Consider the following 22,623-nt stretch of genomic DNA (forward strand, 5'->3'; position numbering starts at 1 on the left):
ATAATTAGCAACTTATGCATAAATCATCTTTTCAACTGAGCCTGCTAGTCGGGCTCAGTGTCGTTTCGCATGCAGTTTTTTCTGCACAGCAAACCACCTCATATATAGCGATTCATTCCAAACCTAAATATTTAGGAATGATGGCTATGCCATATGCAAACCCGAATGCTCCTAAAGGTGGTCTGTTAAGTCAGGCTGCTCAAGGAACTTTTGATAACCTCAATAGTATGAATGGTAAGGGGAATGCTACTGAGGGCGTTAATTATCTTTTTGATACTTTAATGACGCAGTCGTTAGATGAGGTCGGAGTTTTATATCCACTTTTAGCTGAGAAAGTGAGTTATGACCCAGAAAAAACGCAGTCTGTTACTTTCTATTTAAACCCTAAAGCGCGTTTTAGTAATGGACAGCCAGTCACTGCGGCAGATGTTAAATTTAGTTTTGATGCCTATCAGACGAAGTCCAATTTAGGTTTACAGATGTACCTTGCTGATTTAGCAAAAACAGAAGTCATCAATGCCCATCAAGTAAAGTTTAGTTTTAAGTCTACCCATAATCCTAAAATGCCATTCATTTTGGCAACCTTACCGATTTATTCAAAAGCAGATTGGGAAAAAAGAGATTTTAGCCGAATTACTTTACAACCGATTATTGGTTCGGGGCCATATGTAGTTGAACGAGTTGATGCAGGTAGAAGCATTAGTTATAAAAGAAACCCAAATTATTGGGCAAAAGATTTGCCTATTAACAAGGGACGTTATAATTTTGACCGATTAAAATATGTCTATTATCGAAATTGGGATATTGCTTTTGAAGGATTTAAATCTGGGCAATACACTTTGCATGAAGAAACTAATCCTAAAAAATGGGTAACAGATTATCGTTTTCCTGCCGTAAAAGAAGGGCTGGTTACTCAATATAAATTTCGTCACCATAACCCGATTGCCACTGAAAGCTATGTGTTTAACACTAGGCGAAAACCTTTAAATGATATTCGTTTTAGACAAGCCTTAACCTATGCCTATGACTTTGAATGGCAAAATAAAGCTTTGTTTTATGGTCAATATCAACGTCTTCAAAGTTATTTTGAAAATAGTGAATTAGCAGCAACAGATCGACCTTCAAAAACTGAATTAGACTTGTTAAAACCGTTATTGCCTAAATTATCTCCACTCATGCAACAAGGTGTTTTAGCCGACTGGAAATATGCAGTGTCGGATGCAAGTGGGTTCAACCGTCAGAACTTGTTAACTGCACGGCAATTACTCATACAGGCTGGCTATAAAGTTAAAGAAGGGCAGCTATTTACACCAGAAGGAAAAAAAGTTCAGCTTGAGTTTTTAATTCAGCAAGATGGTAAACAACGAACACTTTTACCTTTTATTCGTAACCTAAAAAAGTTAGGCATTGCAGTTAATTTGCGTCAGGTCGATGCTCCGCAATATTTAGAAAGGACTCGTCGTTACGATTTTGATATGACCACAATGAATCTGCCGCAATCTCTCAACCCGGGCAATGAACAAACTCAGTTTTGGGGAAGTATCGCCGCAGTGCAGGATGGAAATTACAATTATGCAGGTATTCGCAACCCAGTAATTGATCAAGTGATTTCAAAACTCGTTGCAAGTAAAAGCCGTGAACAACAGATTATTTATACTCGCATTCTCGATCGATTGCTTAGAGCTGGTTATTATCAAATTCCGACCTATGGTAAAGGTGAAAACTGGTATGCTTATTGGAATATGTATCAACAACCTAAAGTTAAACCAGTACTTTCTTCCGGAATAGAATATTGGTGGAGTGATGCAAACAAAGCCAAAACAGTTGCCAAATATTTACATCAATAATAAAAAGCACCTGCCATAAAGGAAATCCTGTTATATGGGTTCATATATTCTCAAGCGACTTCTTTTAATGATTCCCACATTGTTTGTCATTTTATTGATTAACTTTGTGGTTGTGCAAATTGCACCGGGTGGGCCAGTTGAGCAAGCAATACATCAGGCACAAAGCGATTTGGGAATTGGCCGTGCATTGAGTGCAGAAACTTATTATCAAGGTGCTCAAGGTTTAAGCCCTGAAATGGTTGAGCAAATTAAGACTCAGTACGGCTTTGATCGTTCTGGCCCTGAACGATTTTTTCTAATGTTAAAAGGCTATTTAACTTTAGATTTTGGACAAAGTTTCTTTAAAGATAAACCAGTCGTGGAATTGTTGTGGGAAAAAATACCTGTTTCGATTTCACTTGGACTGGTGAGCACTTTTCTGATTTATTTAATTTCTATTCCGCTGGGAATTAAGAAAGCAAGACAGCAAGGCTCATGGTTTGATCGGTCTACCTCTTTAGTTCTTGTGGTGGGATATGCTGTACCAAGTTTTGTATTTGCCATTTTGTTAGTTGTTTTTTTTGCGGGCGGCTCTTATTTTCAATGGTTTCCATTACAAAATTTAGTATCGGATAATTTTCATCAACTTAGTCTTTGGGACAAAGTTACCGATTATTTATGGCATATGACTTTGCCACTGATTACCATGGTATTAGGCGGTTTTGCCAGTTTAACCTATTTAACTAAATACTCATTTTTAGAAGAACTCAATAAACCCTACGTTTTGGCAGCCTATGCAAAAGGGTTGAATGACCAACAGGTCTTATATAAGCATGTATTTCGTAATGCCATTTTAGTTGTGCTCGCAGGATTACCAGAAGTGTTAGCAGGTATTTTCTTTGTCGGTAACCTGTTCGTAGAAATTATTTTTCATTTAGATGGGGTGGGGTTGTTGGGCTTTGAAGCAATTGTTCAGCGTGATTATCCTGTTATTTTTGGGGTTTTATTTTTCTTTACTTTATTTAGCCTAATTTTACGTCTCATATGTGATGTGTTGTACCAATGGATTGATCCCCGAATTCACTTTGACGCACAAGGAGGCAAATAATGTCTTTAATTGTGCGCACACGATTACAGCGTTTTAGACAGCATAAATTGGGCTGGGCCAGCTTTATTTTGTTTAGTCTGATTTTGGTTTTATCCTTAGCTGCGGAGTTAATTGCTAACGATAAACCATTGTTAGTGAAGTATGAAGATTCTTACTATTTACCCGTGTTAAAAACTTATCCTGAAACCACGTTTGGTGGGGTGTTTGAAACAGAAGCTGATTATAAAGATCCTGCCGTACAAGCGTTTATTGAGGCTAAAGGATGGGCTGTTTGGCCGCTCATTCAATTTTCATATCAAACACCCAATTTAGACTTAGCCGTTCCTGTACCTTCACCACCCTCCAAGCAAAACTGGTTGGGAACAGATGATCAAGGAAGGGATGTTTTCGCCCGTATTCTTTATGGATTAAGAGTATCGTTGCTTTTCGGTTTAGCCTTAACCTTTTGTTCCGCTTTATTTGGAATTACTGTAGGTGCCATTCAAGGTTACTATGGCGGTTGGGTAGATTTATTAGGACAACGTTTGGTTGAGGTCTGGAATGGCTTACCCATGCTTTTTATGGTCATGATTTTAGTCAGTATGTTTGTTCCAAATGTATATTGGCTCTTTTTCATTATGTTGTTTTTTGGCTGGACCGTTTTGGTGGGTATTGTTAGAGCAGAATTTTTAAAAGCTCGCCAGCTTGATTATGTTCGTGCAGCCCAAGTTTTGGGAGTGACCGATCGCGCTATTATTTTTAGGCATATTTTGCCAAATGCGATCAGTTCGAGTTTGTCTCAGTTACCTTTTATTTTAACAACTAATATTAGCGCTTTAACTGCTCTTGATTTTTTAGGGTATGGCCTGCCACCTGATGCAGCATCTTTAGGCGAGTTATTGTTGCAAGGTAAAAATAATTTAGATGCGCCATGGCTAGCAATTTCAGGCTTTTTTAGTTTGGCGATTGTTCTTTCACTTTTAATTTATATTGGGGAGGCGGCCCGTGATGCTTTTGACCCAAGAAAATAATTTAAATCCCACTTCAACATTATTAAAAGTAGAGCAACTTTCGGTTCAAACTAAAGACCAAAAGGTTTTATTGGAACATCTGAATTTTTACTTAAATGAAGGTGAAACACTCGCTATTGTGGGCGAAAGTGGTTCAGGTAAATCGATAAGCTGCTTAGCAATAATGGGATTGCTACAACAAAAATTAGAAGTAACGGGTCAGGTTTGGATTGGCTCAAAAAATATGCTTGAGTTAGATGAAATAGCTCAATCAAATTTACGTGGTCGTCAAATCGCTATGATTTTTCAGGAGCCTGCTAGTGCGTTAAATCCGCTACATAGGGTTGAAAAAATCATAGGGGAAAATCTTCTTTTATCAGGTTTTTCAAAACGCGAGGTTCGACAACAAATAGTTGAACTGCTAGAAGATGTGGGAATTGTTGAACCAGAACAACTTTTAAAACGCTATCCACATGAGCTCTCTGGTGGACAAAAACAACGTGTCATGATTGCGATGACATTAGTGCTTCAGCCTAAAATTTTGATTGCTGATGAACCTACGACTGCGTTGGATGTGGTCTTACAGATACAGATTTTAGAGCTATTAAAATCTTTACAAGCAAAATATGGAATGGCACTTATTTTAATTAGCCACGACCTAAATTTAGTACATCGCTATGCTGAGAAACTGATTGTATTGCAAAGTGGGCGTGTAGTAGAGCAAGGTGAACTGAGCCAAATCTTTGCAAACCCTAAAACAACTTATACAGCACAGTTATTAGATCATGATTTGGGAAGTGTAGAGTCTAGACCCGTTCAACAGAATGTTTTATCAGTTCGACAGCTCAGCGTGCAATTTCCTATAAGAAAAGGAATTTTAAATCGCATTCAAGGATATTTCACTGCAATAGAAGATTTGAGTTTCGATCTTGCTCAAGGTGAATCACTTGGAGTGGTTGGTGAAAGTGGTGCGGGTAAGTCATCTTTAGCCCTTGCTTTGGTTCAGCTTGTTAAGAGTAAAGGGCAAATTGTTTTTTTAGGGCAAGATTTGAATCAGTTACAGCCAAAAGTGCTACGGTTGATGAGATCAGATTTTCAACTTGTATTCCAAGACCCATTTGGCAGTTTAAACCCCCGTATGACAGTAGGGCAGATTATTGCTGAAGGGTTAAAGTTAAAAGCTGTGAATGAAAAAGAGGTAACCCAGCAAGTTGAATCTGCTTTGGTAAAAGTTGAATTGGCGGAAGATTTTCAACATCGTTACCCTCATGAACTTTCAGGCGGCCAACGTCAACGTGTCGCCTTAGCCAGAGCTTTGGTGGTTCAGCCTAAACTTTTAATTTTAGATGAACCTACATCGGCCTTAGATCGAACCACGCAAAAAGCTATGATTAAGTTGTTGCGACAATTACAGCAAAAAGAGCAGTTAAGTTATATTTTTATTAGTCATGATCTAAATATTGTGAAATCACTGTGCCATAAAGTGATGGTATTACGTTATGCTAAAGTTGTTGAATATCAGGAAACTGAACTCTTATTTTCTAAACCAAAAACTGAATATACCATACAGTTAATTAAAGCATCTCTTTAATATTTTATTTTAATTATTTGTTTTTTAATAAAATAATTAAAAAATTTATCTTATGCAAAAAGTTGCATATTTTTATATTCTTTAAAATTGACATGTGCTATTGTCAGTTATCGATTATGTCTTGACACGCCCAATAACTCATTTAAATTAGAGTAATTGCTCTATAATTCAAAAAAAGAGGTTAACCATGAACCAGATTGCTCAACCCATCACAATTCGTAATACCACCTTTAAAAACCGAATTATTAAAGGTGCGATGAGTGAGGCGCTTGCAAATTATGAAGGCCAACCAAATGATTTACATTTGGGCTTATATGGTGCTTGGGCAAAAGGTGAGCTTGGCTGTGCCATTACGGGCAATGTCATGGTAAATGCTGGAGCAAAGAATGAACCGGGTGTTGTGGTTATTGAAACTGAACGTGACCTAGATCGCTTAAAAGAGTGGGCTGCCTTAGGTAAAAAATATGGTATGGTGCAATTGATTCAATTGTCACACCCAGGTCGCCAGTGTCCAAAAGGTTTAAATAAAGAAACGGTGGCGCCATCAGCAGTACCTTTTAGCCCAGCTTTAGCAACCATGTTTGGAACGCCACGTGAACTTACTCATGATGAAATTCTAGATATTATTAATCGTTTTGCGAAAGCAGCTCAGATCTGTGAAAAAGCAGGTTTCGAAGGCGTGCAATTGCACGGCGCACATGGTTATTTAATTAGTCAGTTTTTATCGCCATTAACTAATAAGCGTACAGATCAATGGGGTGGTTCAGTTGAAAATCGTAGCCGTTTTTTATTAGAAGTTTATAAAGCGGTACGTGAAGCAACCTCAGAAAATTTTATTATTTCCGTGAAGCTTAACTCGGCTGACTTCCAGCGTGGTGGTATTAGCGAAGAAGATGTAATTTCAGTATTTAAAGCAGTGGATGAAGCTGGTATCGATTTAATTGAAATTTCAGGCGGTACTTACGAGGCACCAGCAATGGCTGGGGCTAAGGCGGATAAACGTAAGGCAAGCACGATTGCACGTGAAGCATACTTTTTAGATTTTGCAGAGAAAATCCGTCAGCATGTTAAATGTAAGCTCATGGTGACAGGTGGGTTCCGTACTGTAGAGGGCATGAATGCTGCGCTCGCAAGTGGCGCATGTGACTTTATTGGTATTGCTCGCCCATTTGCCGTGGAAACCGATTTAACAGAACGTTTAATTGCAGGGCAAGACGTGCGTTATGCCGTAAAACCGATTAAAACAGGTTTACCTTTTGTCGATAAAATGGCAATCATGGAAATCATTTGGTACGCCGCTCAATTTAAAACCATTGGAAAAGGTAAAAAGCCAAATCCCAAACTTTCACCACTTGTGGTGTTTTTAAATTATGCCAAAGGCAATATTAAAGCGGTGATTCAAGGACAAGTGAATTCGCGTAAGTCTGCATAATTTCATTACCATGCAGTCGTCCAGTAAGCGTTAAATGTAGAAGCAGACCATTGGCCTTTAATTAAAGCATTGTTAAAGGCAGGTCTGTTTTCTATTTGGGCAAGATAACGGTTTATATGTTTAAACTCACTATAATTTTGTGAGCAAGCCAGTAATGGAAACCACATCAAAATATCAGCAATAGTAAACTGATCTCCGGCAAACCATGCATGTTGCTCTAAATGTTCATCAATCATTTTCATTTGTCGTTGTAATGATTGATTGAGATAGCCTTGATCGAATCCATATTTTAAAAGTTTAGGAATGAAACGGATTGGAAAAGGTGTACGTTGTGCAATTTGGTGAAAGATTTGTTTGAGTACTAAATCGGGAATAAATGTTGCCTCGCAATAATTTTTCCAATAACAAAAATTTGGGAGTTGTTGGCGTGATAGGCTGTTCGGTCCCAATTGTAGGTGTAAATGAGATAGGTAATCTAAAATTGCTGAGGTTTCAGCTAAGACTGAAGTTTTTCCTTGTTCAATAATTTCGATAGTTGGAAATTTTGATAATTGATGAGGTGAGTTTTTATCTTCGCCTATGCCTGAATGATCTTTAATAATGAGTTCATAGTTGAGTTCTAATTCTTCTAAAAACCAAATGATGCGTTGAGAGCGCGAATTTTTTAGGTGAAATAATCGAATTTGCATGTTATGTCTAAATTATAGTTTTGATCTATGTTGAGTATAGTATAGAAGACAAAGTGACTATAATTAAATATTTTTAAAAATCATTAAGTTGAATAGAATTAATAAGAATGACTGACTTGAAAATGAATAATTTTTTCAATAATGGCGTCCCTACGGGGATTCGAACCCCGGTTACCGCCGTGAAAGGGCGATGTCCTAGGCCTCTAGACGATAGGGACGTTGAGGATGGCGGTATCTTAAGAAGCCGCCACCAAACTGTCAAGTAGGTAAGGAGACAGTTTGTTCAAAATATAGCAAAACAGTTCAGCAGTCTTTTGAGTATCGTATAAAGCAGAGTGTGCTTCTTTACCATCGAACTCAATTCCAGCTTGAATGCAGGCTTTAGCAAGGACGGTTTGTCCAAACATAACAGCACTTAAAGTAACTGTATCCATGACTGAAAAACTATGAAATGGGTTCTGGTTTTTTGTGCTTGTACGTGCAATTGCAGCTTGAACAAAACCAAGATCAAAGTGAGCGTTATGACCGACCAATACTGCATGCGTACAGTGCTGCTGTTTGCGAACTTCATTGACTGATTTAAAAATACGGCGTAATGCAGTCCGTTCATCTTCAGCCATTGCTATACGCATTGGATTGAATGGATCAATACCAATAAAGTCTAGCGAACGACGGTCGAGGTTAGCCCCTTCAAATGGGTTAATGTGCGCATGAAATGCTGGACCAGGGACAAATTGTCCCTGAGCATCATACACAATCGGAATGCACGCAATTTCTAGCAATGCATCTGTCTGGGCATTAAAACCTGCCGTTTCAACGTCAACAACAACAGGTAAGAAGCCACGAAAACGTTGGCCAATGACCGGGACAGAGGTTTCTTGTGTCACACTTTTCTCCATTGCAGCGTTTTCCCGGCATGCAGCGGGATAATTTTTTGATCATCTAAATAATCAAAAGATTCTGGGACAAGGTTATCTTCTTTTACCAAAGTAATGGTAGAAGTATTACGTGGTAGACCGTAGAAGTCTGCGCCAAAATGGCTAGCAAAACCTTCTAAGCGCTCTAATTTACCCACTTGGTCAAATGCTTGGGCATAAAGCTCAATTGCATTAGGTGCACTATAACAGCCCGCACAGCCACACGCATTTTCTTTTGCATTTTGTGAGTGTGGAGCACTGTCTGTACCCAAGAAAAATTTAGGGTTACCACTCGTTGCAACTTCAAGCAAAGTTGTTTGATGTGTTTGGCGCTTTAAAATTGGCAAACAGTAAAAATGCGGTTTAATGCCACCAACCAACATATCATTACGGTTAAATAATAAATGCTGAGGAGTGATTGTTGCCGCAACATTACGGTCATGCTCTAAAACAAAATGAGCCGCATCGCTTGTTGTAATGTGCTCAAGTACCACTTTAAGTTTTGGAAACTGTTTTAAGAGTGGGTTGAGTACTTCGTCAAGGAAACGTTTTTCACGGTCAAAAATATCTACATGGTTATGAGTTACTTCACCATGAAGTAATAACGGAACTTGATGTTCTTCTAATTGTTCAATAACTGCATAAACCTTACGGATATCACTCACACCATTATCAGAATTGGTGGTTGCGCCCGCTGGATAAAGTTTAATTGCATTTACATGTCCAGATTCTTTAATTTTACGAACTTCGTCTGGTGAGGTGAAGTCAGTAAAATAAAGCACCATACGCGGGTCAAAATTGAGACCTTCTGGAACATGAGCAAGAATACGTTCACGGTAAGCCAGCGCTTCTTCCACAGTTTTTACAGGTGGAACAAGGTTTGGCATACAGATCGCACGTGCAAACTGTTTAGCCAAATCAGGTACAGTACGTTTTAATGCTAAACCATCACGTAAATGTGCATGCCAGTCATCTGGCTGGAGCAGGGTAATAGAGTCCAAGGCAGTTCAAACTTCGAAATAAAACAAATGATAATCGATAAAGTGTGAAAATGGTAACGAGAATTACGGACAAATGGCAAAATAAAGCGCAAGAGGCCTCAAAAAATAATGTTATATTTTGTTAATGTGTAATAGGTAGGAATCGGGTAGTGGTAAATAGGGGAAATGTACAGGAATTACTCAAAGCAAAAGAAGAAATAGAATATCTGGTAACTTTACATACCCATCGTTATGCCAATACACCTTTGCCTCATCAATTAGAAAAAAAGTTCTGGTGCTTAAATCTTGAACGAACTAAACAAAATATCTCCAAATTTTTGGCAAGTGGCGTTCTCACCTATCTAATTTTTATTTTATTAGCGCTCCCAACAGACTACTTAGTGATTGGCGTACCTTACATTACTTGGGACTTTATTTATTGCTTACTGAGCGCAATTAATATTGCTTGTGCGCTGCTGCTATTTTGGGTTTTTGCCAAGTTTAAAAAACTCACTGAATATTTTTACATCGCTGCGTGCGGGATTGTATTTTTTACCATTATTTTCAATGCAATGTTGCTGCTCAGTGTAGGAAATATCGCTCTTAAAAATCAGTCGATGTTGCTACTTTCTTTTTTATATATGCTCGGTTTTATTTTGAGCGGTATAAAACCTCTACATATGCTTTATGTGGGTTTAACAGCAGCAATTTTTGTTTTTTCTTCATTGATTCTATTGCAAGCGAATTGTGACTATATTGCTTTGGGGCGAGCACTGTTTGGTAGCTGTATTTTAGGTTTTTCAATTAGTACGATGCTTACGTCTAGAGAAAGAAGTCTTTTTTTAAATAATCAGCTTGCTGAGCTTAACGAAAAGATTTTACGTATTGAGGCATCTGAATTGCTTCATTTAAGTCAGCAAGATGCACTCACTAAAATTTCTAATCGACGTACTTTCGATGAGATGTTTGACTTTTTTTACTATCGGGCAAAACAAGAGCAACGTCCATTGGCCGTTTTATTTATTGATATCGATTTTTTTAAAAACTATAACGATTTTTATGGGCATCAGATGGGGGACAAAGTCATCTCGTCTATAGCCTCTGCAATTAAAAATTCGATTCGTCATGTTGATTTTGTTGCCCGATATGGCGGAGAAGAGTTTGTGGTTCTTTTGCCAAAAACACCTGCTCAAGGTGCATATGCTGTGGCTGCCAATATTTATAAAGCGATTGAGCGCCAAGCGATTCCTCATGCTGCATCTTTGGTCTCTACGCATGTAACGATTAGTTTGGGTTTTACTGTTTACACAGAGGGCTTGAAAGTTACTCAGGAAAATTTAATTCATGCTGCCGATCAAGCTTTATATCGGGCTAAGCAGCTTGGGCGTAACCAGATTTATTATCAGCCTTTACAAGTCGCCGAAATTGCCTAAATAAATTATTAAAAATAAAAAGGCCACCTTAATAGGTGGCCTTTTTTGACGCTATAAGAAAATTATTTTTTCTTACTGTCTAATTGAGGAATAGCAGAACCTTGACCGATTGAAAGTAAACCAGCATCTGTATAGATACCAAGTTTTGCACGTGTATCGGTAATGTCGAGGTTACGCATAGTCAACTGACCAATACGGTCCATAGGCGAGAACATTGAATCACCTTTTTCCATTGTTAAACGTTCAGCTTCGTACGTTAAGTTTGGAGATTCAGTGTTCATGATGGTGTAATCATTACCACGACGAAGTTCAAGAGTCACTTCACCTGTAACGGCTTTAGCAACCCAACGCTGAGCCGTTTCACGCAACATAAGCGCTTGAGAGTCGAACCAACGACCTTGGTAAAGTAAACGACCTAAGCGTAAACCGTTAATGCGGTATTGTTCGATCGTATCTTCGTTATGAATACCAGTAACCAAACGCTCATAAGCAATATGAAGAAGGGCCATACCCGGTGCTTCATAAATACCACGAGATTTCGCTTCGATAATACGGTTTTCGATTTGGTCAGACATACCTAAACCATGACGACCACCAATACGGTTTGCTTCAAGAATAAGCTCAACTGGATTGTTAAAAGTTTGACCGTTTAACGCAACAGGTACACCTTCTTCAAAACGTACAGTTACTTCTTCTGGTTTGATTTCAACTTCTTCTTTCCAGAAAGCAACGCCCATAATTGGGTCAACGATTTTGATACCAGCATTTAAGTATTCAAGATCTTTTGCTTCGTGAGTTGCGCCCAACATGTTTGAGTCAGTTGAATACGCTTTTTCTTTTGACATTTTGTAGTCAAAACCGTTGTCGATCAGGAACTGTGACATTTCTGCACGGCCACCGAGTTCATCGATGAAGTTTTGATCTAACCAAGGCTTATAAATTTTAAGATTCGGGTTGGTCAACAAACCATAACGATAGAAACGTTCAATATCGTTACCTTTGTAAGTTGAACCGTCACCCCAGATGTTTACGTCATCTTCTTTCATTGCAGTAACTAACATTGTACCTGTTACTGCACGACCTAATGGAGTCGTATTGAAATAAGGAACACCACCTGTACTGATATGGAATGCACCACACTGAATTGCAGCAATACCTTCAAGTGCAAGTTGTAAGCGGCAGTCAATTAAGCGAGCTTTTACAGCGCCGTATTGTTCTGCTTTCTTTGGAATTGCATCGTAGTCATCTTCATCAGGCTGGCCTAAGTTTGCAGTATATGCATAAGGCTCTGCGCCCTTTTGTTTCATCCATAATAAAGCAGCTGAAGTGTCTAGGCCTCCGGAGAAGGCAATCCCAACTTTTTTGCCTACTGGTACATGCTGCAAGATAGTTGCATTATCAGTCATTGCTAATCCTAACATTTATAAAAAAGACCCCGTTGAGGTGGTCTCGAGAATTCTGAATGGCGGCTATTGTAGCACTATTCATGGTGGTTTTTTTGGCAAAAAAAGCATTAATTCACTTGTTCTGATTGGTATTTATTATTTGAAGAAAATAAGGGATTGTCTTCTTTATATATAGATTGACCATAATCTCGAATAAAAAATAATTCTGGGTCATCCAAAATTATCAAAAAAGTATTAAAGTATTATGCAACAAGTTGCAAAAACTATTGGGACGCAGCATGACAAGTTACGCCAATTTATTAAAACCATTACATTTAGGCTTTACCACCATTAAAAACCGTGTGGTGATGGGATCCATGCATACGGGACTTGAAGACCGTTTTTTTAACTACCCAAAACTGGCAGCTTATTTTGAAGAGCGTGCAAAAGGCGGGGTTGGCCTGATTGTGACAGGTGGTATTTCTCCGAACCGTCAGGGATGGTTGGCACCTGCGGGTGGAACCATGAACAGTCTCTTTGATGTTCCTCAGCACCGTTTGGTAACCCATGCTGTTCATAAACATGGCTCTAAAATCTTAATGCAGATTTTGCACGCTGGCCGATATGGTTATCAACCATTTGTTGTGTCTTCAACAGCAATTAAATCTCCAATTTCACCGTTTAAACCACGCCAGCTTTCTGAAAAAAATATTCTCAGCACAATAGAAGATTACGCACAGTGCGCTGATATTGCCAAAAAAGCAGGTTATGACGGTGTCGAAATTATGGGCTCGGAAGGTTATTTAATTAACCAGTTTTTAAGTAGCCACGTAAACCAGCGTACTGACCGTTGGGGTGGTGAAATTGAAAACCGTATGCGTTTTCCGGTTGAAATTGTAAAAGCAATCCGTGCGAAAGTAGGCGAAAAATTTATTATTTGTTTCCGTTTATCGCTACTCGACCTTGTACATGACGGTAACACCATGCAAGAAGTGGTGACTGTTGCTAAAGCGTTAGAAAAAGCAGGGGTGACTTTATTAAATACCGGCATTGGCTGGCATGAAGCGCGTGTACCGACCATTGTAACCTCTGTGCCTCGTGCAGCTTTTGTCGATTACACGGCGCATGTAAAACAACATATTTCTATTCCGATTATTGCATCAAACCGAATTAATATGCCTGAAACTGCCGAAGAAATTTTGGCAACTGGCAAAGCAGATATGGTTCAAATGGCACGTCCTTTATTGGCTGACGCATTTTGGGTAAATAAAACTGCGACTAACCGCGTTGATGAAATTAATACCTGTATTGCTTGTAACCAAGCCTGTTTAGACCATGCTTTTAAAAATAAGCGTGTGTCTTGTTTAGTGAACCCACGTGCAGGCCATGAAACAGAACTGGTTTATTTAAAAACCAAGCAGCCTAAACGTATTGCTGTTGTAGGCGGTGGTGTAGCAGGTATGTCCGCGGCAACTGTTGCGGCAAGCCGTGGTCATGCAGTGACGCTATTTGAAGCAACTTCAGATGTGGGTGGTCAATTTAACTTTGCCAAAGTTGTGCCGGGTAAAGAAGAATTCCACGAAACGATTCGCTACTTCAAAGTACAACTCGAAAAAACAGGGGTGGATGTACGTTTAAATACTCGCGTGAATCGCGAGCAGCTTGAACGCGAAGGTTTTGATGAAGTAATTGTTGCTACTGGTGTAATCCCTCGCGCATTAAAAATTGAAGGAAGCAATGCACCACAAGTTCTTTCTTATGCTCAAGTTTTAAAAGGTGCAGAAGTTGGGCAAAAAGTAGCAGTGATTGGTGCAGGCGGTATTGGTTTTGATGTATCTGAATTTTTACTTAAACCTCCCCATCAACCACAGCCTCAACCTTTAGCCGAGTGGCAACGTGAATGGGGTGTAGACCCAGATCCGAACTATGTTTCTGAAGGTGGTATGCAGCCACCAGTAGTTGAACCAGCAATACGCGAGATTTATTTACTACAACGTAAAACAACACCACTCGGTATTGGCCTTGGCAAGACTTCAGGTTGGGTACACCGTGCACAGCTTAAAAAACATGGCGTGCGTATGTTACGTGGTGTGCAATATAAAGCAGTCACTGATGAAGGGCTTTGGATTGAGCACAATGGTCAAGACCAACTTTTACGTGTAGACACGGTTGTAGTGTGTGCTGGTCAAGAGTCGGTAAAAGACTTGATGCCAAAAGAAGGTGAGTCGACTATAGCGAACTACCATATTATTGGTGGAGCAAAGCTCGCAGCAGAGCTAGATGCGAAGCGTGCGATCAAAGAAGGAGCAGAATTAGCTGCTCGATTGTAAAATTGATGAAACAATATGCACTTGAACACAAAGAGATGATATTTTTCTTGAATAAAATGAATAAGCTTTGTATTCTTACGCACATGGAAGCGTGGCAGAGCGGTTTAATGCACCGGTCTTGAAAACCGACGAGGGTGTGAGTCCTCCGTGAGTTCGAATCTCACCGCTTCCGCCAAATTCGAAAAGCCCCTGTTAAAAGCAGGGGCTTTTTTTTATTTCTATGGCATAAATTGATTGAGTTGCGTCAGCATCTAGTCTGGAGGTTGAAGGTTACTATACTTATTCTGTAGGATTTAAAGTGGCTTTAAATAGAAAAATTTAATAGAGTTACTTAGATATAAAATGAACATATCGATTATTACTAAAGCTAGTTTAATAAGATTTTTCGATTAATATAAGAATAGTTGGAGAGAAAAATGAGTAGATCTGGAAAAACTGATTTGGAAAAGTTAATTTTACTAATTAATCTAGGTGTTTTGTACTCTTTAAAAAATAATTATATAGATATAAATGAAGCTGAATATTTTTTGTATACACCATATATGCTTAGACTTTTGAAAGAAAATAATTGCTCTATCGACTTAATTAATATAATTCATAAAGGGACCGAACTAGAAGATCTTGGGGAATTAAAGATTGATTTTAAAAGTGAAGTAGAAAAAATGTTTAAGGAATGTGAGGATATGATCAAGAATTTTCCTGAAACTAGTTTTGAATTTGAAAAATGGTATGATCAAAATTTATTTAACAAATATAATTGAGATATATTTAATATAAAAAATATTGCTGACACTTTATTAGATCTTGATACTATAGAAAGTAGTTTAGGAGCTTTGAAAATTTACGAATAATTTTAGAGTTTAAAGAATTATCAAAATTTATAAATAGCTGTTATTGGATAGAGATTGTATTTATGATTATTTTGTAAATAGGGGGTTGTAGGAATAATTTATATTTAAAAATTAGGGCGAAATTTTATTTTACGCTTAATGTTGTGAGTACTTTATTAATAACTGAGCTTGTTTTTAGAAACAAGATTATATCCAAAATGGTTGTTTTAGTTAAGTTTATGCAATAGAGATTTAGCTACCAAGAATATGTAAGTAATAGGATAAAAATGTTAGAAACTGATGTTTTAATTGTTGGAAGTGGTCCAGCTGGTTCTTCTGCTGCACTTATGTTAAGTAGTTATGGAATTAGAAATATCATAATAACTAAATATAGATGGCTGGCAAACAGCCCTCGTGCTCATTATATCAGTCAAAGAACTATGGAAATTGTTCGAGATTTAGGAATATCTGATGAAGTAATAGCAAAAGCAGCACCAAAAGAAGTTATGGGAGATGTTGTTTATTGCACATCTTTAACGGGTGATGAAATTGGACGCTTTCCTTATGGAATGAATCATCCAGAAAGAATGTCAGAGTATGCTAAAGCGAGCCCCTGTGAACAGTGCGATCTCCCTCAACACCTATTTGAACCTATTTTACTTTCAAATGCAGCATCACGAGGGAGCCACCCAAGATTTGATACAGAATATTTATCTCATGTACAAGATGAGAACGGCGTAACAGTCACTGTTTTAGATAGATTAACTAAACAAACATACTTAATCCGTTGTAAGTATTTAATCGGAGCTGATGGTGCAAGCAGCCAAGTCGTAAAAGATTTAGATTTACCTATGGCAGGTAAAATGGGAAAAAGTGGCAGTATCAGTATTATTTTTAAAGCCGATTTAACAAAATACGTTTCGCATCGACCTGGATACCTCTGGTGGATTATACAACCCGGAGCAAACATTGGCGGGATTGGGTTAGGCTTACTGCGAATGGTCAGACCTTGGAATGAATGGCAGATTGTTTGGGGTTACGACATTGAAAAGGAAGAACCATCTCTTACCGATGATGAGGCGATTGCGATTTGCAAACAGCTTATTGGTGATAACGACATTGAAATAAACATAAGTAGTAAGTCGTTATGGACAGTAAATGAAATGTATGCAGAACAATACTCGAAAGGTCGAGTTTTCTGTATTGGCGATGCTGTCCATCGTCATCCTCCTTCGAATGGATTAGGTTCAAACTCATCTATACAAGACGCTTATAACTTATGTTGGAAATTAGCATTTGTATTAAATGGCAAAGCGGGTAGTGGTTTATTAGACAGTTTTAATGACGAAAGAGCACCTGTTGGTGAGCGAATTGTTAAGCGAGCAAATCAAAGTGTTAGAGAGTTCTCTACAATATTTTCTGCTTTAGAGTTAGATGGAAAGTACAGTACAGAGACGATGCAAGGAAGCATAAATGCCTTAAGCGAAGGTAGTGAAAAAGGTGCTATTAAACGTCGTGATTTAAGATCTGCAATTGAATATAAAGCTTATGAATTTGCTGCCTTAGGCGTAGAAACTAACGTACGTTATCATTCAGCAGCAATTGTTGGGGCAGAATATAATATTGAAAATAAAATAGATTCTTGTAGAGATGAAGATCTTCATTATTATCCTTCATTTACCCCTGGTCATAAACTCCCTCATGTATGGCTAGTTAAAAATCATAAAAAAATATCAACCTTAGACTTAATCGGAAATGGAAAGTTTACGCTGTTCTGTTGGTTACAAGGTGACAAATGGAAGTGTGCTGTAGACAAACTTAATAACCAGCTCAACTTGGATATTAAAGTTATACAGGTAGGTCCAAAAAGAGACGTTGAAGACTCTTATGGAGAACTTTCTCGCTCTTGGGGTAATGATGAAAATGCTTGCATAATGATTAGGCCAGATGGCTATATTGCTTGGCAAAGCAACAAAATTGAATCGGCGGACAATGAGTTGCACAAAGCCATATCATCAATACTTAGTTTGAATTAGAATTTCACTGCTTCACCAAATTCGAAAAGCCTCTGTTAAAAGCAGGGGCTTTTTTATTACTTAGCAATCCATATAAAAATTTTGATTGAGTTGGGCACAATTAGACTTCAGCTTAATTTTATATTTTGTAGTTAATTGCACCCTCATAATGGTCAATATCTTGTCATTGTGTGAAGAATTCTTTCGAGTCAACTATTGCCGCTATATATATAATTATGGGTAGAATAGCTCCTTATAATACTAACCCTTTTGCATCACTAATTTGCAAAGTAAAATCGCCAGATATGTACCGAATTTAAATTAAGAGATATGGATAATTCATGAATTTAATAAATCACAGTAGTAAGTTCTTTCTTGCAGTTTTTCTTATGATGAGTCTTTCAAATACATATGCAGCAAAAATACAGACTGTAGATGCTGGAGTACAGGAGAGTGCTTTAGATGTAATGGAAGCTGCTGGAGCAGAAGCCGTAGGTGGACAAGAGGATATGTGCCGTGTTGATGAGGCATGTGATGTTGCATCTGCTGTTTCTGAGGATGAAATGTACGGTGGCATTCAACAGGAATATGTCGTGAAAGGCTGTAAGGTAACAATCTACAACGATGGGCCTGTGAAAATGGTCAATGTAAAGACGGATCAACCATGTGATGCTCCACTTCCTAAAGACCATAAATTTTCTAGATAGACTCTATGAGCCTATAAATTATTTTGTGCGCCTTTAAAAAAGTTTGAGTACTTAGCAACTCATATGGAAATTTGGATTGAGTTAAGCAGATTGAGATTTCAGCTTAACTTTATATTTCATCGTGTCTTGGGAATGAATCCTCGTTTTCGACTATTTAATCTTTAGCATGTTGTTTTTTCTCAAAATCATGAACCATTCGAATACGCTCTTCAGTTGCAGGATGAGAGGATAAAGTATCAAGCACAGCTGTAGATAGTTTATTCGCTGAAGATTCTTCTTGAGAAGTTGGTGGGTTGGACTGATTTTTTTTATCGATACCTTCTTCTGTTGTATCGCTTAAACGTTGTAAGAAATTTGCGAAGTGCGAGACTTCTATATGCTTCCTATCCATCAGTTGTAAAGCATATAAATCGGCTTCGGACTCAAATTTACGTGAGTAATTTGCACCTATCATAGCCGCAGGTAATGACGTAAATAAGTCTGAATTATCTCCTGTCATTGCAATGTATAATATACTTAAGCCTAAACTAGTTAACCCTTGTTGCAAACTATGGCGATAAACCAAATGGCCTTGTTCATGGGCTAATACGCCTAAGATTTCTTGATTAGTATGTGCCATTTTGATCAGTTCATCTGTGACGATAATTGTATTATTAGGTAGCGCTACAGCATTTGCCCCTAAATGATCGCCTTTACGGAAGACTAATTTGGCTGGTCTGTTTTCAGCAATAGTATTCAAATATTGCTTAGTAATTTGGTCTTTTTGAGTTTGTGCTAATTGGCTGGGTGCAGTCCAATTATTTAATACATAATTCTCGGCTTCATCACCTAATTTCTTTAAAGTATTCTCAGGTAATTGAAAAGCAAGATAATGGGATGTGGCTGGAACACCCCATTTCACTAGACTGATCGCAAAAGCAATCACAAAAATTACACTAAAAAGAATAAGACTCGGAGAGCGTTCAAGTTTCCAGATCGAATGTTGAACCTTTTTAGTTGTGTAATTAAACCATTCTGGTAATGCACTATGAAATTCAATCCGTGCATCATCAGATAATTCAATCACTGGGTGTAACTGTCCCAGAGCACCAATCAATTTCATATCAGTATATTGATAATGACGCTGTTGTTCTAATTGCTCACCATACCGAATGAGAACTTCAGATTTAGATTGAGCTGAAATCTGAGCACGGTGAGGTTTAGACACTATGCCATCATAGAAAATGATATCTACTGCTTGGGACATAAATTATTAAACTCAGATTATTATAGAGAGATATCAATATCAAAAATATCACTGATTTCTTCAGCTAAAGCACTTTGTTCTTGCTGAGCTAGATTCATCATTTGATCTGGATCATCTAATAAAATTAAACTCATCGATTCAATCTGATATTTGTGAATACGAACCGCAGCCCAAGCAGACATTAAGCCCATGGTTAAGATTTTTACTATCCAGTTTGAAGCTACAATCCATGCAAAACGCCATTGATTACAGTCTGTTTTAAATTGACTGTTTCCAACTGTCGTATTGTTCCATGTCGTAATAAAAATACGTGCAGCAATTAATGGATAAATAAATAATCCAAGAAATGCATATACCATAACTATTCCGAAGACTGCAACGTTCGGTGAGAACCCAGCAATTGTTCCTGCCATAGCAAAGTAAATGATTGAAAAAATAGCAATTATACCAATTGCAATAAAAACTGGTATATAAACTGCAGCCATATATGCAGACCATTTCGCGTTTAATTTAAAATTTAATTGTCCAGCATATAAGTTGTTAAGATAATATTTTTTATATAGCCAAATAGCTACAGGTGTAAAGATTCCTAATGTGAAAATATATACCAATATACTCAAAAGAAAGACTTTATAAGATTCTTTTATCGTTCCACCAAAATAAAAACGTGCGTTGCCGAACTTACTATTTCTTGCAGTAAAACGCAAAGTAGCGCGAATTAGCCAAGGTATTGCTGTATATAATGCAACTAGCCCAACCACAGTCGCAATTATTGAATACTGTGATGAAATTGCAAATACTGCGTAAATTCCTAATGCAATTAAACGTCCAATCAAAATCTTGGTTGGAATCCCTGTAAAATCAAAGCGGCGTTCAAAAAATTCTGTATTGCCATAGAAATAGCGTAAGCGACGTACTTTAGCCCACGGTGCATATAAGCTTAAAGTAATAATAGTCAAAAGAATATTAACGATCCAGATTCCAAAATATTCTGAGGCTTTACCATGAAACTTAAAATGATAAGTGCCTGATTGAGAAATTGGTGGGGACGTAATATTTTGATCCTCATTCAAATCTTGAGGAGATGAGGGTAAAGCTTGTTCTTGCATTTTATTCTCTTTATTGAAACTAAATGATCTTGATTGAATGTAATAGATAATTAGAAAGCTATTGAGAATATTATATATTTTTTATAAATAGAAAGAAATAGAATGAAAAGCAAACAACAATGCCACTCGTGTTCCTCTGCGGTGGAAAGGGAGAAAAACACCTTTTATTTTATATAAAGCCTCTTATTATTTTAGTTGAGAATAATATTGTTTTCGCCAATTAAGATAGTTTAAATCTAAATAATCTTCATTCCCCAATTTTATGGAATAGTATGATCGTAAGGCTATTTCAACAGCTCCTTCATGGTGTAAAAGCTCTGCAACTTGCTGCATAGTCAATCTACTTAATAAATTATGATAAAATTGATTTACAACTCCATCTGCGTTTTCTTTATTTTCTTTAAATATTGAGCTCAACTGAGATGAGATAGTTTCAAGCAAATAAGGAATGTCACATTCAATAATAAAATCACTTTCTAGTCTCTTTTCTAGTGTTTCTTCTGCAATTGAGTGGATTATTAGTTTCGATATTATTTCGGAAGATTGTGAAAGAATCATTATTTGTCCTTTTTCTTCCAAAGCTTCAAGTATTTTACTTACCTTATTTATATAGTCTTGATGAGTGTTCGTTAGCATTAAATTTTTTTAGCCTTAGAGATTATTATTAATATTATAAATTTTCTTCAATTAACATAGTACCCCTTATACGAAATACAAGCACAAACCCAAATCAAAAAATCTATAATTCGCTAATCTGTTCTTAACTTCTGTAATTTTATAAATCCCAAATTAATAATAAATTTTAATTATTTATCCTTACTTTTTAATGATCTATTTTAAAGCAAATGTCGTTTAGTATGCTTGACTGCCAAAGGGTAGAGCACTATCCTTTGCCTGCTGGCCACATTGCCAGCCGGCTTTGACAGGCTGATTCAAACGAGCACTAAAGGTTTTTACTTTTGGTGTGTGCACCCTCGTGCCCCCTCTGCGGCGGAACGGGAGGGGGACACCTTTGGGTGTGCTGGCCTCGTTTGACCAGTCTGTCAACCTTCTTCCGTTCTGCCACCATAATTTTAATGTTTTGGCAGAACTCCCAATAAAAAGGAGTTGGCTTTGCACATTCATTATTTCTTGGCAGCCTTTGTCAAAAGCTATAACGACACAACTTAAACTTTTAAAGCAGTTTGAAAGTCACTAGGCTTTTCAGGCTTTAAATCTTTATCACTTAAAACTTAATCAACAATAAAACTTGAGATGTGCCAAGCACAGTCTTTAGGGGCTTTGCTATGCCTTTTTTCTCCCAAAAAACGGCAGTGGTTTTTATATCTCATTTATATACAACAAGAATTTATTTTATAACGGTTAAACTATGCCACATTCAGATCTCCCATCTCGTGCTTTAAGTGTGCTTCATACTTCCCGATATCTGTTTAACAACTATGGCTTTCACAATGTCGGGGTCGACCGAATTATTGAGTCGGCGAAAATCCCAAAAGCGACTTTTTATAATTACTTTCACTCAAAAGAAAGGCTAATTCAAATGAGTTTAACCTTTCAAAAAGATGGTCTAAAACATGAGGTACTTTCAATCATTCATGTTCAAAAAGAATTAACCCTAGTTGAAAAACTGCGCAAGCTTTACTTTTTACATGCCGATTTAGATGGACTTTATCATTTGCCTTTTAAAGCTATTTTTGAAATTGCGAAAACGCATCCCAAAGCGTATCAGGTGGTCGTTGACTACCGAAATTGGTTTATTAATGAAATCTATAATTTGCTTTTAACAACCAACGCAAATGCTTCAAAACAAGATGCGCACATGTTTTTATTTGTGATTGATGGAGCAATGGTTCAGCTTTTAGATTCAAACAAGCCAGATGAAAGAGAGAAGTTGTTGGATTATTTTTTAATTACTTTAGGATAAATTAGAGGAAAATATAGGAAAGGAAAAATACCAAAAATCTTACCTAAAGCTAGCAATAATCGCGGCCCAATTTATTTCCAAATTTATAATATTTTTAAAATTACTGTTAATA

At 37.4% G+C, this 22,623-nt stretch carries 18 protein-coding genes and 2 tRNA genes; 12 read left to right on the forward strand and 8 right to left on the reverse strand.

Annotated elements, in window-relative coordinates:
- Positions 1–14 precede the first annotated feature (14 nt).
- The 5 genes from AC1PJP_RS13875 to AC1PJP_RS13895 all read left to right on the forward strand — a co-directional run bounded on the left by AC1PJP_RS13875 (position 15) and on the right by AC1PJP_RS13895 (position 6,946).
- The gene (locus AC1PJP_RS13875) at positions 15–1,847 is read left to right on the forward strand and encodes an extracellular solute-binding protein (RefSeq protein WP_479753833.1); all 1,833 of its coding nucleotides are present in this window, start codon (positions 15–17) and stop codon (positions 1,845–1,847) included.
- Positions 1,848–1,881: 34 nt separating this feature from the next.
- Complete coding sequence (locus AC1PJP_RS13880; protein WP_479753832.1) at positions 1,882–2,934, forward strand: microcin C ABC transporter permease YejB; 1,053 nt, start codon at positions 1,882–1,884, stop codon at positions 2,932–2,934.
- Positions 2,934–3,944, forward strand: a complete 1,011-nt coding sequence (locus AC1PJP_RS13885) for an ABC transporter permease (RefSeq protein WP_447501072.1) — start codon at positions 2,934–2,936, stop codon at positions 3,942–3,944. Before AC1PJP_RS13880 ends, AC1PJP_RS13885 begins: the two co-directional genes overlap by 1 nt.
- Positions 3,919–5,514: an ABC transporter ATP-binding protein gene (locus AC1PJP_RS13890; RefSeq protein WP_479767299.1), complete on the forward strand. Its 1,596-nt coding sequence runs from the start codon at positions 3,919–3,921 to the stop codon at positions 5,512–5,514. Before AC1PJP_RS13885 ends, AC1PJP_RS13890 begins: the two co-directional genes overlap by 26 nt.
- A gap of 187 nt (positions 5,515–5,701) precedes the next feature.
- Positions 5,702–6,946 carry an NADH:flavin oxidoreductase/NADH oxidase family protein gene (locus AC1PJP_RS13895; RefSeq protein WP_004793891.1) on the forward strand — a complete coding sequence of 415 codons (1,245 nt, stop codon included), beginning with the start codon at positions 5,702–5,704 and terminating at the stop codon, positions 6,944–6,946.
- Positions 6,947–6,951: 5 nt separating this feature from the next.
- Here the strand turns inward: AC1PJP_RS13895 and AC1PJP_RS13900 are convergent, their stop codons facing one another.
- The 4 genes from AC1PJP_RS13900 to pyrC form a co-directional block, all read right to left on the reverse strand.
- A complete protein-coding gene (locus tag AC1PJP_RS13900; RefSeq protein ID WP_479767301.1) occupies positions 6,952–7,635 on the reverse strand; it encodes a glutathione binding-like protein in 684 nt (227 codons plus the stop codon).
- Between the two features lie 142 nt (positions 7,636–7,777).
- Positions 7,778–7,853 (reverse strand) — tRNA-Glu (locus tag AC1PJP_RS13905).
- A gap of 18 nt (positions 7,854–7,871) precedes the next feature.
- Entirely contained in the window at positions 7,872–8,534 is a 663-nt protein-coding gene (rnt, locus tag AC1PJP_RS13910; RefSeq protein WP_002117536.1) for a ribonuclease T, read from the reverse strand.
- The gene (pyrC, locus tag AC1PJP_RS13915; protein WP_004793881.1) at positions 8,519–9,553 is read right to left on the reverse strand and encodes a dihydroorotase; all 1,035 of its coding nucleotides are present in this window, start codon (positions 9,551–9,553) and stop codon (positions 8,519–8,521) included. The genes rnt and pyrC overlap by 16 nt, the downstream gene beginning before the upstream one ends.
- Positions 9,554–9,702: 149 nt before the next feature.
- Between pyrC and AC1PJP_RS13920 the strand changes: the two genes are divergently transcribed.
- A complete protein-coding gene (locus AC1PJP_RS13920; RefSeq protein ID WP_005303451.1) occupies positions 9,703–10,965 on the forward strand; it encodes a GGDEF domain-containing protein in 1,263 nt (420 codons plus the stop codon).
- Between the two features lie 62 nt (positions 10,966–11,027).
- Here AC1PJP_RS13920 and argG read toward each other — a convergent pair whose 3' ends face one another.
- Complete coding sequence (argG, locus tag AC1PJP_RS13925) at positions 11,028–12,386, reverse strand: argininosuccinate synthase (protein WP_009390370.1); 1,359 nt, start codon at positions 12,384–12,386, stop codon at positions 11,028–11,030.
- Positions 12,387–12,649: 263 nt separating this feature from the next.
- On the opposite strand from argG, the gene AC1PJP_RS13930 reads away from it, so the two are divergent.
- From AC1PJP_RS13930 to AC1PJP_RS13950, 5 genes are all read left to right on the forward strand, one after another.
- Complete coding sequence (locus tag AC1PJP_RS13930) at positions 12,650–14,680, forward strand: NADPH-dependent 2,4-dienoyl-CoA reductase (protein WP_111856122.1); 2,031 nt, start codon at positions 12,650–12,652, stop codon at positions 14,678–14,680.
- Positions 14,681–14,765: 85 nt separating this feature from the next.
- Positions 14,766–14,855, forward strand: a tRNA-Ser gene (locus AC1PJP_RS13935).
- Between the two features lie 241 nt (positions 14,856–15,096).
- A complete protein-coding gene (locus tag AC1PJP_RS13940) occupies positions 15,097–15,441 on the forward strand; it encodes a DUF3969 family protein (protein ID WP_250374566.1) in 345 nt (114 codons plus the stop codon).
- Positions 15,442–15,797: 356 nt separating this feature from the next.
- Positions 15,798–17,546: an FAD-dependent oxidoreductase gene (locus tag AC1PJP_RS13945; RefSeq protein WP_479767303.1), complete on the forward strand. Its 1,749-nt coding sequence runs from the start codon at positions 15,798–15,800 to the stop codon at positions 17,544–17,546.
- Between the two features lie 368 nt (positions 17,547–17,914).
- On the forward strand, positions 17,915–18,232 hold the full coding sequence (locus AC1PJP_RS13950) for a hypothetical protein (RefSeq protein WP_479767329.1): 318 nt from the start codon (positions 17,915–17,917) through the stop codon (positions 18,230–18,232).
- Between the two features lie 154 nt (positions 18,233–18,386).
- Here AC1PJP_RS13950 and AC1PJP_RS13955 read toward each other — a convergent pair whose 3' ends face one another.
- The 3 genes from AC1PJP_RS13955 to AC1PJP_RS13965 form a co-directional block, all read right to left on the reverse strand.
- Entirely contained in the window at positions 18,387–19,478 is a 1,092-nt protein-coding gene (locus tag AC1PJP_RS13955; RefSeq protein WP_479767304.1) for a M48 family metallopeptidase, read from the reverse strand.
- A gap of 20 nt (positions 19,479–19,498) precedes the next feature.
- Positions 19,499–20,587, reverse strand: a complete 1,089-nt coding sequence (locus AC1PJP_RS13960; protein WP_479767305.1) for a YjgN family protein — start codon at positions 20,585–20,587, stop codon at positions 19,499–19,501.
- Between the two features lie 186 nt (positions 20,588–20,773).
- The gene (locus tag AC1PJP_RS13965; protein WP_479767307.1) at positions 20,774–21,223 is read right to left on the reverse strand and encodes a hypothetical protein; all 450 of its coding nucleotides are present in this window, start codon (positions 21,221–21,223) and stop codon (positions 20,774–20,776) included.
- Positions 21,224–21,956: 733 nt separating this feature from the next.
- On the opposite strand from AC1PJP_RS13965, the gene AC1PJP_RS13970 reads away from it, so the two are divergent.
- The gene (locus tag AC1PJP_RS13970; protein WP_479767309.1) at positions 21,957–22,511 is read left to right on the forward strand and encodes a TetR/AcrR family transcriptional regulator; all 555 of its coding nucleotides are present in this window, start codon (positions 21,957–21,959) and stop codon (positions 22,509–22,511) included.
- The last annotated feature ends 112 nt before the right edge of the window (positions 22,512–22,623 follow it).

This window comes from Acinetobacter sp. V116_7 (genome assembly GCF_056735735.1).